The 13390-nt window shown below is 70.4% G+C and carries 20 protein-coding genes and 1 pseudogene; 13 read left to right on the top strand and 8 right to left on the bottom strand.

The window, feature by feature from the left end; translation table 11 throughout:
• Window positions 1–14 precede the first annotated feature (14 nt).
• From ACFYT4_RS31785 to ACFYT4_RS31770, 4 genes are all read left to right on the top strand, one after another.
• Window positions 15–341 (top strand): hypothetical protein, encoded by a 327-nt coding sequence (locus ACFYT4_RS31785; protein ID WP_389276838.1) that lies wholly within the window; start codon window positions 15–17, stop codon window positions 339–341.
• A 216-nt stretch (window positions 342–557) separates the two neighbouring features.
• Window positions 558–860: a hypothetical protein gene (locus ACFYT4_RS31780; RefSeq protein ID WP_389276835.1), complete on the top strand. Its 303-nt coding sequence runs from the start codon at window positions 558–560 to the stop codon at window positions 858–860.
• Between the two features lie 330 nt (window positions 861–1190).
• Window positions 1191–1409, top strand: a complete 219-nt coding sequence (locus ACFYT4_RS31775) for a hypothetical protein (RefSeq protein ID WP_389276892.1) — start codon at window positions 1191–1193, stop codon at window positions 1407–1409.
• A gap of 480 nt (window positions 1410–1889) precedes the next feature.
• Window positions 1890–2726, top strand: coding sequence for a reverse transcriptase domain-containing protein (locus ACFYT4_RS31770; RefSeq protein WP_389276832.1), 837 nt, complete (start codon window positions 1890–1892; stop codon window positions 2724–2726).
• Here ACFYT4_RS31770 and ACFYT4_RS31765 read toward each other — a convergent pair.
• The 3 genes and pseudogenes from ACFYT4_RS31765 to ACFYT4_RS31755 all read right to left on the bottom strand — a co-directional run.
• Window positions 2691–2858, bottom strand: a pseudogene (locus ACFYT4_RS31765) (MFS transporter); the annotation flags it as partial. The gene ACFYT4_RS31770 and the pseudogene ACFYT4_RS31765 sit on opposite strands and share 36 nt — an antisense overlap.
• Window positions 2858–3028: a hypothetical protein gene (locus ACFYT4_RS31760; protein WP_389276829.1), complete on the bottom strand. Its 171-nt coding sequence runs from the start codon at window positions 3026–3028 to the stop codon at window positions 2858–2860. The gene ACFYT4_RS31760 and the pseudogene ACFYT4_RS31765, both read right to left, overlap by 1 nt.
• Window positions 3029–3284: 256 nt before the next feature.
• Window positions 3285–3674: a hypothetical protein gene (locus ACFYT4_RS31755; RefSeq protein WP_389276826.1), complete on the bottom strand. Its 390-nt coding sequence runs from the start codon at window positions 3672–3674 to the stop codon at window positions 3285–3287.
• Between the two features lie 72 nt (window positions 3675–3746).
• Between ACFYT4_RS31755 and ACFYT4_RS31750 the strand changes: the two genes are divergently transcribed.
• Window positions 3747–4157 carry a hypothetical protein gene (locus ACFYT4_RS31750; RefSeq protein ID WP_389276823.1) on the top strand — a complete coding sequence of 137 codons (411 nt, stop codon included), beginning with the start codon at window positions 3747–3749 and terminating at the stop codon, window positions 4155–4157.
• A 68-nt stretch (window positions 4158–4225) separates the two neighbouring features.
• On the opposite strand, the gene ACFYT4_RS31745 is transcribed toward ACFYT4_RS31750, so the two are convergent.
• Window positions 4226–4498, bottom strand: a complete 273-nt coding sequence (locus ACFYT4_RS31745) for a type II toxin-antitoxin system RelE/ParE family toxin (protein WP_389276820.1) — start codon at window positions 4496–4498, stop codon at window positions 4226–4228.
• Window positions 4495–4749: a type II toxin-antitoxin system Phd/YefM family antitoxin gene (locus tag ACFYT4_RS31740; protein WP_389276817.1), complete on the bottom strand. Its 255-nt coding sequence runs from the start codon at window positions 4747–4749 to the stop codon at window positions 4495–4497. Before ACFYT4_RS31740 ends, ACFYT4_RS31745 begins: the two co-directional genes overlap by 4 nt.
• Window positions 4750–4987: 238 nt before the next feature.
• On the opposite strand from ACFYT4_RS31740, the gene ACFYT4_RS31735 reads away from it, so the two are divergent.
• The 6 genes from ACFYT4_RS31735 to ACFYT4_RS31710 all read left to right on the top strand — a co-directional run bounded on the left by ACFYT4_RS31735 (window position 4988) and on the right by ACFYT4_RS31710 (window position 8477).
• The gene (locus ACFYT4_RS31735; protein WP_389276814.1) at window positions 4988–5143 is read left to right on the top strand and encodes a hypothetical protein; all 156 of its coding nucleotides are present in this window, start codon (window positions 4988–4990) and stop codon (window positions 5141–5143) included.
• Window positions 5144–5163: 20 nt separating this feature from the next.
• The gene (locus ACFYT4_RS31730) at window positions 5164–5304 is read left to right on the top strand and encodes a hypothetical protein (protein ID WP_389276811.1); all 141 of its coding nucleotides are present in this window, start codon (window positions 5164–5166) and stop codon (window positions 5302–5304) included.
• On the top strand, window positions 5301–6329 hold the full coding sequence (locus ACFYT4_RS31725; RefSeq protein WP_389276808.1) for an NAD(P)/FAD-dependent oxidoreductase: 1029 nt from the start codon (window positions 5301–5303) through the stop codon (window positions 6327–6329). The genes ACFYT4_RS31730 and ACFYT4_RS31725 overlap by 4 nt, the downstream gene beginning before the upstream one ends.
• 277 nt (window positions 6330–6606) lie before the next feature.
• Entirely contained in the window at window positions 6607–7158 is a 552-nt protein-coding gene (locus tag ACFYT4_RS31720; protein WP_389276805.1) for a hypothetical protein, read from the top strand.
• A gap of 351 nt (window positions 7159–7509) precedes the next feature.
• Window positions 7510–7674, top strand: a complete 165-nt coding sequence (locus tag ACFYT4_RS31715) for a hypothetical protein (protein ID WP_389276802.1) — start codon at window positions 7510–7512, stop codon at window positions 7672–7674.
• Window positions 7675–7868: 194 nt separating this feature from the next.
• Window positions 7869–8477 carry a hypothetical protein gene (locus ACFYT4_RS31710; RefSeq protein WP_389276799.1) on the top strand — a complete coding sequence of 203 codons (609 nt, stop codon included), beginning with the start codon at window positions 7869–7871 and terminating at the stop codon, window positions 8475–8477.
• Window positions 8478–8597: 120 nt separating this feature from the next.
• Here ACFYT4_RS31710 and ACFYT4_RS31705 read toward each other — a convergent pair whose 3' ends face one another.
• Together ACFYT4_RS31705 and ACFYT4_RS31700 are read right to left on the bottom strand one after the other, a co-directional pair.
• Window positions 8598–10907, bottom strand: a complete 2310-nt coding sequence (locus ACFYT4_RS31705) for an FtsX-like permease family protein (RefSeq protein WP_389276796.1) — start codon at window positions 10905–10907, stop codon at window positions 8598–8600.
• Window positions 10904–11614 carry an ABC transporter ATP-binding protein gene (locus ACFYT4_RS31700; protein ID WP_389276793.1) on the bottom strand — a complete coding sequence of 237 codons (711 nt, stop codon included), beginning with the start codon at window positions 11612–11614 and terminating at the stop codon, window positions 10904–10906. The genes ACFYT4_RS31705 and ACFYT4_RS31700 overlap by 4 nt, the downstream gene beginning before the upstream one ends.
• 138 nt (window positions 11615–11752) lie before the next feature.
• Between ACFYT4_RS31700 and ACFYT4_RS31695 the strand changes: the two genes are divergently transcribed.
• Complete coding sequence (locus tag ACFYT4_RS31695; RefSeq protein WP_389276790.1) at window positions 11753–12475, top strand: histidine kinase; 723 nt, start codon at window positions 11753–11755, stop codon at window positions 12473–12475.
• A 202-nt stretch (window positions 12476–12677) separates the two neighbouring features.
• Entirely contained in the window at window positions 12678–12950 is a 273-nt protein-coding gene (locus ACFYT4_RS31690) for a hypothetical protein (RefSeq protein ID WP_389276788.1), read from the top strand.
• On the opposite strand, the gene ACFYT4_RS31685 is transcribed toward ACFYT4_RS31690, so the two are convergent.
• Window positions 12899–13384: an SUKH-4 family immunity protein gene (locus tag ACFYT4_RS31685; RefSeq protein WP_389276886.1), complete on the bottom strand. Its 486-nt coding sequence runs from the start codon at window positions 13382–13384 to the stop codon at window positions 12899–12901. The two genes, ACFYT4_RS31690 and ACFYT4_RS31685, sit on opposite strands and share 52 nt — an antisense overlap.
• Window positions 13385–13390 lie beyond the last annotated feature (6 nt).

The following is a 13390-nucleotide window of genomic DNA, read 5'->3' as shown; positions in this document are numbered from 1 at the left end:
CTGTCGCGTCGGGTGTGCGCCGGGTTCCACGGTTCCGGTCGGGGGGTGCTGCTCGCAGGGAACCGCGGACCGCCCGGCTGGAGGTACGGGACTGGAAGGCCGACGACTTCCTCAAGTCCTCGGACGACGACATCGCCACCTATCTGGTGGACAAGTACAGCATCGCCTGCCCAATGCTGCGTCCCGAGGACAAGTCGATGTTGGAGCCACACGACACCTATGTCGTGGTGGAGGACTTTGCGGGACGCTGGGTGGAGAGGCTGGCCATCCTGCTGACCTTCGTCGTACCCCTGCACCGGCGAGAGCGAGGTCTTCACGCTCCGCCCTCATACGTGGGTTGAGCGGGAATAGACGACGCGCATCCACGACGGTGAACTCCACATTGACTGGACGGGCCGGAGCGGTGACGCGGAGCCGCGCAGCGGCACCTCGAAGCAGAACTCGCCGACCTGAACCGCCACTTGGTCTGGGCAAGACAGGACATCGACCGCAAACACGGAACCACGGTTCACCAGCACATTACCGCCCGGCGGACGGAACTCCTCACCGACCGCGGAATGGAGCATGCTCTGGGAATCCCGGTACGCCGCCGGGACGACGCACAGGTCCTGCCCGCGTCAGTCACCCGCCGCCCGATGGCCCCCCGCCCGCGCCCAGACAAGACCGGGGCATTCACGCCCGAGTGGGAACTGCTCACCGCAGACTTGGTACACAACACGCTTTGCAAGCCGTATGTCGAGATACCGACGGCCGAGGCGGAGAAAGTGAAGGGGATGCTCGCCGAAGCGGCCGCGTTCGACCAGGAGGAGATCCGACGAAGTCGCTGGACCTGGGGTCGATCGCATACCATGAGCACCTGACCTTCGTATGGATCGCCTTCGGATCGAACGGGGAGCTGAGGGCCGCCTTCGTCATCGACGGTCGTGACTACGCGAATGCCGGACAGGCTCGTGCCGCCGTTCGTGAAGCGCTGGAACAGACCGATCAGCGGGCACAGGTCGCCGACTTTCGGCCAGCCGATATCCCGGAGAACGAGAAAGATCTCGACCACTGGCCGAGTTGGGCCGAATTCCGCCGTTTTCTCGACGTCTACGGCCCGGTGTACCTTGGCGCCAGCGGTCGGCTCCACCGGCGAGGGCGGTTCCGCAGCCGACACCTGTCACCGTGCCGCAGACCCCGAAGGCGAGGACGTGCGTCACGCGTCCGTCGGCCAGCTGTCCCTCACCTACTGGGTGAACCGGCCCCTGCACCGGTTCAGCCGGGAGGAGCTGCGTCAGTCGGCGCTGGCCTATATGCGGGGGCTGGTCGCGCCGCTGGAGCGGAAGAACGGGTGGGTGCGCCACGAGGCGCCATGTGACCGAGTGGAGGTGGGAGACCTCTACCGCCGGGCCGTCGCAGCGGCCGGGTAGAAGCTGAGGGCAGTCCGGGCCGGGGAACGCCGGTGAGGACGGGAAGCAGCCCTGACAACGCCGGGACGGCGCGGAACTGCCAGACGCGTCGGGTTCGGCAAGCAAGGCCAGAAGGCGTACGAAGAGGAATCCGTGTAAAGCCCCGTAAGTCTTGTCACCGGGCTCCAATCTGGCGGATATGGGCCCGGGGTGCAGTGCGTGATCGTTCGCTTCGGCAGGGGCGGTCAACTCCGAAGCCGGTCTCCAACTGCCGGTGGGGAGGCCACGCTGAAGGTCTGCGGCGTAGGCGTGGTGATGCTGCCGGGGTAGTAGCGGGACGCCGACCTGGCCGATCGGCACATGGTGAACGTGGGAACCGCCTGCGGTCGCCCTTTCCCCTCCGGACAGCCGGTCCGGCGAGGAGGGCAGGCCCGTTGCCGGCTGAGGGCCGCAGGCGGGGCGGAGGCCCCGTAGTAGTCCGAGCGGAGGAAAGCTCCGTGCATGGCGAAGGGGGCCAGCAAGTCGGCAGGGAGGATGCTGCAATGCCGGGAGGCCGCCGGTGATTCCGACGCGCTGGAGTTCGCGCTGCTCAAGGCCGAGCGCCGGGTACTGGAGATGCAGACCAAACTGCACTGTTGGGCGACCGACGATCGTGATCGCCGGTTCGATGACTTGTTCAATCTCGTTGCCGATCCCGCGTTCCTGCTGGTCGCGTGGGATCGGGTGAGGAGGAACAGGGGCGCTCGCTCGGCCGGAGTGGACGGGCAGACGGCCCGCTCGGTGGAGGGCGGGCAAGGCGTCGAGGCATTCCTCGACGGGGTTCGGTCCGATCTGAGAGACCGCACCTTCCGACCGCTTCCCGTGCGCGAACGGATGATCCCCAAACCGGGGAGGGCCAAGCGCCGTCGGCTGGGGATTCCCACCGTGCGGGACCGGGTGGTCCAGGCGTCCCTGAAGCTGGTACTGGAGCCGATCTTCGAGGCGGATTTCCTCCCGTGCTCCTACGGGTTCCGCCCGAAAAGCCGGGCTCATGACGCGTTCGCCGAGGCACACCACTTCGCCAAGAACTCCTATGAGTGGATGGTGGAGGGGGACATCGAGGCGTGCTTCGACTCGATCGACCACACGGCCCTGATGGGCCGAGTGCGTCACCGAGTCGGAGACCGGCGCGTCCTTGACCTGGTGAAGGCGTTCTTGAAATCGGGCATCCTCAGCGAGGGTGGCCAGTCCAGGAACAAAGCCGACGACGATGGCGCCGCCGAGGAACGGGCCGACGGTCTGCGGCAAGGCGGCTGCGATGTTCAGTACGCCGAGGTCCTTGGCGAAGGTGTCGGCTGAGGGCAGCACTTCGGACATCAGGGCCGAGTCCACGGCCTGGTAGACACCGAAACCAAGACCGCAGACGACGGTATAGATGATCATGCCGGTGAGGGTCGGCAGGAGGAGCGGTACCAGCATCGCCACCCCCATCACCGCGGCGGCCGTGATGACAAACACCTTGCGGCGACCGAGACGGTCCGACAGCGGGCGTCGCCGCCCTCGTCGTCGTCCACGGCGTCGGCCAGCGCGTAGGATTCGGTGGGGACGCGCGGATCCAGGTGCTCGAGTTCGGGATGGTAGTTGTCAACGTCGAAGGTCATTCCTTCGACGTGCTGAGTGTGGCGGGTCCGGCGACGCAGGCATGCGGCCGTCTGCTCAGCCTGGACGGACCGAGACGGATGGGATCAGGCCGGGTCGTCCGCAGGTGTGGACGCGGCGGCAGCCAACACCCTGTCCACTTGCCCGAACCGTCTGCAGCCACCGGGGCACCCATCGATTTCGGGCGGCTTCCTAGACCCCTGCCAGGCATCCGTAGCCGAGCGTGAACGGTCCACAGAAGAAGGGGCCGGACAGATGTCACCGGCAGACGACCCTGCCGCTGAGGGTCCGGCCGGTCACCGCGTCAGGACGGTCACCGGGCTGCGGGCCACCGGAGCCGTGTTCACGTATACGCCGCCATGGTGTCGCGAATGGGCAATCACCTGTCGCATGGGGGCAACGACACCGCCGCCGCGATGGGGCCTTGCCCAGCCACCGCAGCCGCCCCGCGGCGTCTACCGCCAGATGCAGCCCGGCCAGCACCTCGTCCATCACCGCGAGAGTCTCCTCCCGGTGATGGGTGCCGAGGCCGTAGCGCACGGGCCAGCCACCGACCACGAGCGGACCCAGCGCCGTCCACACATGCCGCAGCACATGGTCGTCGACCACGGGCCCGGCGACCGGCTCCGCACCCCAGGCGACGGTCACAGCCCGCCGCCCCGGTTCACCGGCTGAACCGGCAGGACTTCACTTCCGTGTGCGGCGGGATAGTGTTCGCCCATGCCGCTGAAGTGGGTATCCCTTGCCTCCGGCCGTCGGGTCGAGCTCCTGGACCTGAGCCTGTCGCAGACGTACGGGGGGCTGCTGGAGGGCTCTCCCTTCAAGGAGCTGAACGACAGGAAGCTGACCCGGCTGGTCCAGGACAACCGGAGGTTCGCCCCGGCGCTCCTGGTCCCGCCCTCCCGGGAGTATCCCGATGTCCGGCCCGGGTCCATGGGCCCGGTTGAACTGCTCCCTGCTGTGACGTGCGTGGGCTGGTTCCGCTCGGAACCGGCCGATCCGTCCTACGACTTCTCGGCGCTCACCGTCATCTGGTTCCAGGCCGCTGCCTCGGTGCCGGCGGGCGGCAACGCCGATCCCGGACTCCTCGCCATCGACTGGGAGGCAGCGGCCCGGGACTGCCACTACTGAACGGAACGCTCTGCGGGTGCCGGAATGCGTCCAGGGCTGCCGCCGGGCCCGCCCAGCGCCCGCCGTGCCTAGGCGCGGCCGAGGTGGAAGACGGTGACGGTGACGGTCTGGTCGTGGACCTGGTACTGGATGCGGTAGAAGCCGATCTGGATGCGGTAGATGCCGGTGGTCCCGACGGTGAAGGCGCCGGTGGTCCCGACGGTGAAGGCGCCGGAGGGGCGGGGGTTGTCGGCCAGGAGGTCGACGGCGAGGAAGACCTGCTGGATGCCCTCGCGGTCGTCGGCGGCGTGTTTCTCCGCGGCGGCCAGGGCGGAGGGCTCCCAGGTGACGCGGTAGGTCACGAGCCGTCCCCGAAGATCCTGCGGCGGGCCTCGTCGTGGGGGATGCCGGGACCGGTCTCGCCGCGCTCCTTGCGCGCGAGGTATTCGGCGCTGATCCGGTGGTATTCGAGTTCCTCGAGTTCGGCCGGGCTGATCAGCACGGCCATGGTCTGGCCCCGGTCGGTGAGCGCGACGTGCTTCTGCTCGGCGCTGACCTGCCGTGCGAGGGCCCCGAGCTTGTTCCGGGCCTCGGTGATGGGATATGTGTCCATGCGCAGAACTCTACAGTAGTGCGCACTACTGCGCAGATGGGTGGATGTGGTTGGTGCTCGGCTGGCCCCGGGCAGTCGACGTCGGCCGCTCCGGCACAGCCGCCGCGACCCTGACGCCCGCCGGGGAGCAACCCCCGGGCCTCAGGACCAATGCCTGCTGAGATCCTGGGGAGGCACCACCAGCCAGCGCCGGCAAAGATCCGCGCAGGACACCCGGACCCCGGCCGAGGAGGACGCAGTGAGCGCCCAGCCCCAAGACCCGCCGCACCCCAGGGTCACCGCCATCCCGCGCACGATCAACGCGATCGGCGCGGCCCTCTCCCGTGAGAAGCACGCCCGCTTCCACGACGAGGTCATGGCCGCGGATGCAGGCGACCCGATAACACCGTCCTGAAAAAGTGGTGGATGGAGGCGATGTTCGACAAGGTGCCGGGCGCCGAGCGCAGCCGGGCCAACGCCGCCGCCGGCCGGGACCTGGTCTCACTCGACGAGATAGCCACGCGGGCGTCGGTCGCCGAGGAATCAGAGGTTGGCGGATGGTTCGGGAGAGCATGATGCGTGTCGCCGTGGTCGGCTCGGGCGCGCTGGGAGCGGCGGTGGCGGACGAGCTCGTGCGCCGCGGCCTGTCCGTCGTGGTCTGCACGGCGGAGGAGTCGCGGCCGCCGGTGACGGATGTGGCGTTCGGCTGGCTCAACTCGCACGGGTCGGCGGCGGAGCCGCCGTCGGCCGCGCGCGACCAGGACGAGCTCGCCCGGTCGCTCGGCGTGCTGCGCAACATCACGGCGACGCCGCCGTTGCGCGGCGTCATCACCTGGAACGGCGCCGTGAGCTGGGCATCGACCGCAGCCGCGACGGCTCGATTCGCCGAGCGATCGGGTCCCGGCGTCGCGACCGTCGGGGCGGAGGCTCTGCGGCAGATCCTTCCCGGCCTGCGGGTGCCGCCGCCGGTCGTCGCGCACGCGAGCGACGAGGGCATGGTCGAGCCGGACGACCTGCGCCGCGCGTTCCTCGCCCGCGCGCGGGCCGGTGGGGCCACCGTCGTCGCCGCTCTGGTGGATCGCATCCGGGCGCGGCGGGCGGGCGGCTACGAACTGCAGGGCACCGGAGTGGCACTACTCGTCGTCGATCGGATCGTACTCGCCTGCGGGACGGGCCTGCCCGCCCTCGCGGAGCAGCTCGGCGAGCACATCGAAGTGCCCGGTGTCCCGGCCGCGCGCTTCACCTTCTCCGCGCCGGAACTACGCCTGGACCGGGTGGTGTCCACGCCGGCTTTCGAGATCAGGCCGTCCGCCCGGCACGGCTTCGTCGGCGCCGAGGACGTGGTCCCGGGCGAGACGGAGACGGCGACGCGGGCGCGGGTGCGTGCGTCCCTGAGTGCCGTGAGGGAGGCGTTCGGACTGCCGCGGGAACCGGTGCTGGGGGACGTGACCACAGGCGTCCGCCCGATCCCGGCCGGCGACGGCGTGCTCTGCGCACCGCTGGCGAGCGCTCCGGGGGTCGTCGCAATGGCTGCGCACCCCGGGGTGACGCTCGCGGCCTCGCTGGCGCTGCGTGCGGCGGAACAAATCGGGAACCCCTAGAGTCCTGCGCCGGAGTGCGTCCTCTCAATGTGATTGCTGTCGCTGGCAGTTCTGTAAGCCTCGTCGGCTTTACCAACCGTCACTGGGGTGTGTGTGACGTTCGCGTGGAGTGGCCCGCGGGTGCGGGGGAGGGGTGTGGACTCGGGGGCTGGTGGTGCCGCTGCTGGGGTGGCGCTGTTACTCGGAGGGGCGGCGGATGGCGCGCGTTCGGCTGGTGGTGGGTGAGTTACGGGTGCAGGAGATCATCCGTGGGGGCGGGCAGGTCTGTTAGACGGTCGTGGATGCGGACTGCTCGGTGGTGGCGGAGTCGGACGGGTTCCTGCGTACCTGCGCGGCGGGTACGGACCGTACGTACGCGTACGTGCTGGTGGATCATCTGCGGTGGCTACGGTTCGCGGGCCTGGACACAGGAGCAGTGTCACTTGAGGGTCTGCGGCACTACAGGGCGGCTCCGGGGGCGGATTATCCGGGGCCTTTCGGGCTGCCGTGGCGGGAGGGGAAGCGCCCGTACGGGCACAGCGCGTTGAAGACCGCGGCGGCCTGCCTGAAGGGCTTCTACCTCCGCCTGGGCATCCACGGCGTGAACCCCGTACTGGCGGAGGCACTGCGCGTGACGCGGCTGCCGACGCGGGCGGACCGGCGGCGGGCGATGCTCGGGCACGTTCTGCACAGCATGCCCGCGAACCCTCTGGCTCCGGCCCAGCGGGTGCGCCGGCATCCGAAGACGCTGTCCGAGGGCGCCCGGGAAGTGTTGCTGGGGGGCGGTGTCGTGCGCGCGGGACCGGATGGTGGTCACATGGCTGGCCGACGGCGGTTTCCGGATCGGTGAGCTGTGCGGGCTGCGCCTGGTCGACCTCACCTGCGCGAGCAGGCCGCGTGCGGTCAATGCCGGGGCCCACACGTGCACATCTGCCACCGTGAGGACAACGCCAGCCGGGCCCGGGCCAAGACCAAGACACCCTGGACCTGCCAGGACGGCATCGTCTGCGGCGGGACGGTGCGGCGGGCGCGCCGGACGGTTTGTGGGAGATCATCGAGCCGTCCATCCTTGCGGACAGGGGGCGTTCACAGGGCGCCGGGACCCGGGTACTCGCACTCGCCGGTTCCGGGGTAGGAGCCGGGGGAGTGGGAGGTACCTCGCATCCCGCTGAGCTAAGACCGCGCGGTCCTCGCCGGCGCGGTGGTCCGCGAGAAGCTGCGCACCACCACCGCCACGGCTAACACCGTGCGGGGCCGGGTGTACGACGTCGTCGCGCACCAGCAGGCGGCGATGCCCGAGCAACTGCTCGTGCCCCTGGCCGCCGACCGGGAGCCAAAAGCCGGCCCCAGGAGGCGATTGACCTGACGGCGCTGCGGGCCTTGAGGGAGTCCCGCACCGACGTGGAAGCCCTGCGACCGGGCGGGCCGTCGAGCACCATTCACGGAAGGCGCCCTTGTCGGCGTAGGTGATCGTGAGGCATCCGCCTCGCTCCAGGTGTCGTGGAGTCCAGCCGGGCGGGAACTCGACGCCGCCGGGCTTGCCGCGTTCATGTAGCGGTAGTGGTGCTCGCTGTGCGCTACGGCACGGACGGGGACCTGTCCTTCGCCGTGGCCTACGGGCAATGGCCCGGGGAAATGGGACCCGGATACACCGACGGCCTGTCCGTTCGGGACGATCACGTGTTCCAGCTCTACTACGGAACGCAGAATCCGAAGCTGCCGCCGCCGGAATTCAGCTACTTCCACGGCGGCGTCTACACGTGCGGCTTCCAGATGTACATGCATACCTGGTCACACGAGATCACCGGTCCTCGCCCGGACCTGCTCCGTGACGCCGTCCAGGCCGCGGGCATCCCGACCGAGGACAACAGGAATACGGCACACGCCAAGTCCCTCACCGTCGTGGAGAAGACGTTCCGCCTCTCCCTACCCCGCCACAAAGTGCTGCACCAGGCCATCCCCGCCGCTCTGATCAAGGGGCAGACACCGGCGCAAAGAACAGACGTTCCACCAGCGACCACGGGCGGGGCCGGACGGCCGCCGGAGAGCTGTCCGGCATCGACCTGGCCCGGTCGCCCTGCACCAGACACGCGCGGCCGCCAAAGTCCGCAGCGAAGCGGGCGCGCGGAACGCGAAGCGGCGTACCCGTACCGCAGCCGCGCGACCTGACGGTCGCAAGCCGGCCGGGTTCGCCGCCGTGCTCCAGGGCTGATGGCCGACCGGGCCCGGGACATCCCGGCCGCCGGCGGCAGCATCCTGGACCTTCTCTGCACCATGCCGACAGGTGATCTACTCGGTGTGCAGCACCGAGGCGATGGTCATCCGGGCCGCCGACCGGGCAGGGATCAGGGCGCCGAGGACTGCGATCGCCACACCCGCCAGGAGCATCGCGGCCAGCTGCGGCGCGTGCCACACGTCCTTCATATATGCGGGGAAGTCGACCACCCCGACGTTGTCCACGACGAGGCGGTGCGCCGCGATCCCGAGCGGGATGCCGAGCAGCCCGCCGACCGCGCCCAGCCCGGCGACCGAGGTCACCGTCATCACCACCACCTGCCGGGGTGTCATCCCGATCGACTTGAGCATGCCCAGGTCCCGGCGCCGCTCACGGGTGTTCAGGAGAACGGTGTTGAAGACACCGAGCGACGCGACGAGTGTCAGCAGCACCGTGAACACCGTCGAGAAGGTGATGACGGTGGCGGTGCCGGCGTTGCCGGAGTCCATCACCGACGCGTGCAGGCCCGGGTCGAGCGCCGCGACCGCCTCGGCGTAGGCGCGCGCGTCGGCGCCGGGGGCGAGACGTACCGTGTATTCGGTGGCGTGGGCGTCCGGTGCGAGTTGGGCGAAACTCTCCCAAGTGGCCTCCAGGGCACGGGCGTCGCCCTCCATGATCTGGCCCACGACGGTCGCGGTGATCTTCCTGCCGTTCAGCTCCAGCGTGACCCGGTCACCGAGCTTCAGCCCGCGCTGGGTCAGGAACGCCGGACCGGCCACGATCTCGCCCGCCGCGGCCGGCGCCCGGCCCTTGACGATGGTGTGCTCGTACAAGGAATCGTCGCCGCGGTAGAAGTCGGCGAAGACGGGCTGGGTCTGCCCGGTCATGTTCGCCTGGGACAGCGCGCGGGCCCGTACCCCCTCCGCACCCGGCAGGGACCGCAGCCGTTTCTCGATCTGCGGGTCACTGAGCCGGGGCGGGGTCCGGTCGTTGCCCGATCCCCCGGTCGTCACGTGGATCCTGGCGCCTCCGTCCTCCCGCCCGACATTGCCGTACGCCACCATGGTGCTGGTCAGTCCGGTCGACAGGGTCACCGTGGTGACCCCGAGGACGATGGCCGCCATGGTCAGCAGGGTGCGGCCGGGGCGGGCGAACGGCTGGCCGAGGCCCAGACTGACCGGGCGCGGCAGCCGGGTGGCGCCGAGCAGCCGCTGGACGCGCAGCCCGCGCCCGGTCCGCGGCGCGCCGCCCGCGCTGATCGCCTCCGCGGCGGGCAGCCGGTGGGCGCGCAGGGCGGGGACCAGCGCGGCCAGCAGGACGAGGGCGGGCATGCCCACGAGGCAGGCCACGGACACCCACGGGCTGATGCCGCCGACCGAGGCCCGGCCCACGTCGATGCCGGTGAACGCGACCTTCAGGATCGGCCCGGCCAGCGCGTTGCCGGCCAGCGTGCCCAGCACGCAGCCCACCACCGCCGGTACGGAGAGCATCGTCAGGTAGACGGCCACGACCTGGTTGGGGGTGAAGCCCAGGGCCTTGAGCACTCCGATGTGCCGGTACCCGGAGACGACCGCCCCGCTGACCACGTTGCCGACGATCAGGGTGGAGACGAGCAGGCCGAGGATGCCGAAGAGTGTGATGAACGGGAGGTAGGAGTCGGCCAGCGCGGAGAAGGCCTGCTTGAGGGTGAGGTAGGTCTGAGCGCCGGTCAGCGATTCCTTGGACAGTCCCGTGGTGGCCCGTGTCAGCGAGGCGCTCAGCTGGGCCTCCGTCGAGGAGTCCGTGAAGCGGTAGAGCATCTGGGCGGAGGTCGGGTGCAGTGCGGCCATCTGCTCGGGCGAGACCCAGGCGCTCGCCGACTTGCTCATGCTGGCGGCGAATCCGACGACGGTCAGCGTCGCTCCGCCGGGGGTCTCCAGCTTGGTGCCGAGGAGCGCGGTGCCTGGGGAGCCCTGGGCGGACCAGTTGACGACGATCTCGCCGGGTGCGGTGGCCCAGCGGCCCTCAAGGAGTTCGATCCGGTCCACGGGTCCTGCTGGATCGGCCCGGCCCACCACCGTGAGGGTGCCGCCCGCCGTCCAGAGCCAGTCCTTGGGGATGTCGACGACGGCCTGCCCGAACGGTCCGGCCGCGGCCTCCACCCCGGGCTGCCGGGCGGTCCGTGCCAACTGCTCCTGCGAGACCTTCGTGGTGTCGAAGGCCGCCACCGTATGGGCACCGCGCTGTGCGGCGTAGGCCTTGTCGAAGGGGCCCGAGGCGGCGCTCAGCAGCGCCAGCGCGAGCAGGACGGTCGTGGTGGAGCAGAGCACGACGAGCCCGATGACGAAGGTCTGGAGCCGACGGCGCTTCACGGCCGCGCGGGAGGCTCTCCATACGGCGCTCACGCGGTCGCCTCCAGCGTGCTCTCGCGGGCGACCCGGCCGTCGGCGACTTCGATCAGCCGGCTGGCGCAGCGGGTGGCCAGCTGCGGGTCATGGGTGACGATCAACAGGGTCTGGCCGATCTGGTTGAGGTCGATCAGCAGATCCATCACCTGCTCGCCGGACCGGCTGTCGAGGGCGCCGGTCGGCTCGTCGGCCAGCAACAGCGCGGGACGGTTCATCAACGCCCGTGCGACGGCCACGCGTTGGCGCTCGCCGCCGCTCAGCGTCGCCGGATAGTTGTTCCGGCATTCGGCGACACCGAGTTCGTCCAGGAGCTCCAGGGCCCGGCGGCGCGCCTGCCGGGCCGGGGTGCCGGTCAGTTGCGCGGCCAGCACCACATTGTCCAGGGCGGGCAGATCGTCGATGAGGTTGAAGAACTGGAAGATCATGCCGACGTTCCGCCGCCGGAACAGCGCCAACCCGGTCTCGTTCAGTTCCCCGAGGTCATGCCCCTGCACCTCGACTGTGCCCGAGGTCGGCCGGTCCAGGCCGGCCACCATGTTGAGCAAGGTGGACTTGCCGCAGCCGGAGGGGCCCATCACGGCGACCGCGTCCCCCGCCCTGATCTCCAGCGACAGGCCGTCCAGGGCCTTCGCGTCGCCGTACTCCTTGTGCACGCCGTCCAGCCGCACCACCACGTGCCGGGCACTGCCATGATCGGTTGTCATGGCTCGAACTTAGGACGGAGTCCGCGGACGGGGCGTCACCCCCCGGATGTATCCGTCCGGGCGGGTCATCCCGGGGATGTATGGAGCTGCATCCGGGGGCTGATGTGGGGCGCGTCGTGCAGCTGCGAAGATGATCCGGTGTGGGGATCTGGGACGATCTGGCTGGTCATCGCCCTGGCGGCGGCAGTTGGCGTCGCCGGGTGTTTGGGTGCGGCGGTGGTCCGGGCGCGGCGGCTGCACCAGGCGGCCATCGAGGAGCGCGGCTGGCTGCTGGAGCGGGAGCGCGAGAGCGCGACGCGGACGGCGGTCGACACCGAGCGGGCCAGGATCGCCACCGAGCTCCACGACATCGTCAGCCACAAGGTGAGCCTCATGGTGGTCCAGGCCGGAGCCGCCCGCGAGGTGCTGGCCACGATGCCCGAGGAGGCCGCGGCGGCGATGAGCGCCGTCGAGACCGCCGGGCGGAACACGATGACCGAGCTGCGGCACCTGCTCGGCCTGCTCGCACCCGCGCAGAACGGCGACGACGAACCCTACGATATGGACCTCTCACCGCAGCCGAGCTTGAGCCGGCTCAGCCCGCTGATCGACCGGATCGCCTTTGCCGGCCTGCCCGTGGAGATGCGCATCTCGGGTGAGCCGCGCCCGCTGCCGACCGGGATCGATGTGCAGCAGGAGTACGAGCGCCGGGGCATGCCGATGCGGCTGCGCAACCGGGAGGAGGCCGAGGCGTCCCTCGGCGGGCTGGAGATGGTGGAGCCGGGGCTGAAGCAGGTCCACCACTGGCGGCCCGACGAGGGCGCGGAGGTTCTCGACGACCGGGACATCGCGATGTACGGGGCCGTCGCCCGCAAGGGCTGAACACCGGCAAGGGGCTGATCACCCCGCAAGGGCTGAACAGAGGGAAGCGGGACGGGGGCTGCCTCCGCCCCGGGCTCGCGGCAGGGGACTGGCCCCCGGGGCCTGGGGCCCGGCCCGGGGCAGGTGAGGGGGGGGCTGGCCCCACCTCCGGGCTCCCGGCTGCCGGATGGGCCGGGGGCCGGTGTTCGGCCACGCTCGGGGCATGACGTCCTACACCGCCCACTCCTTCATCCTCGCCGTCTGCGCGTCCGCCATCGCCGTCCCGGCCGCGCCCGCCGGGCCGGGGCCGGTCACGCCCCCGTCCCGGGTGGCCTGGTCCGCCGCCCCGGGCGGTACCGACCCGGCCGATACGGAGGCGCCCGATGCCCAGGCGGCCCGTGCCCTGGCGGCCGAAGCCCGGACGGCGGGTGCCCGTCAGGCCCCTCAGAGCACCCCGCCCGCCTCGTCGTGCCACACCTCCGGCCAGTACCGGTAGTCGTCCGGGTCCTCGGCGGGCAGACAGGCGACCGTGTCGACCGCGGCTAGCAGCTCGACCATGGTGTCGGCGAGGTGGTGGTAGAAGTCCTGGGTGAAGTCGTGTGTCTCGTTGAGTTCTCGCTCCCGGTGGTAGAGCCACAGGCAGAACACGGGAGTGGAGATGTCGTCGTTCACCGGGGTCAGCTCGTCGCCGAGCAGGGTGTAGAAGAGGGCGCCGGTCCGGCCGTCGACGACGATGTCGTAGTCCGCGACCAGCCCGCCGACGATGACCAGGTGTTCCGCATCGGGCGGCAGTTGCTCGTCTCCCCGCCACAGATGGGCGTGCTTGGGGTTGCTCCGCGAACTGGCCCACTCCTCCGGGAGGGTGGGCAGGGGGCCTGGGTCCGGTCGGTAGAACAGGGAGCCGTCGAAGGGCACGCCGACCTCGGTCAGGAACCG

The organism is Streptomyces sp. NPDC004609 (genome assembly GCF_042873655.1).
Lineage (GTDB): Bacteria > Actinomycetota > Actinomycetes > Streptomycetales > Streptomycetaceae > Streptomyces.
The sequence above is the reverse complement of the archived record's forward strand: the minus strand, read 5'-3'. Positions and strand labels throughout refer to the sequence as shown.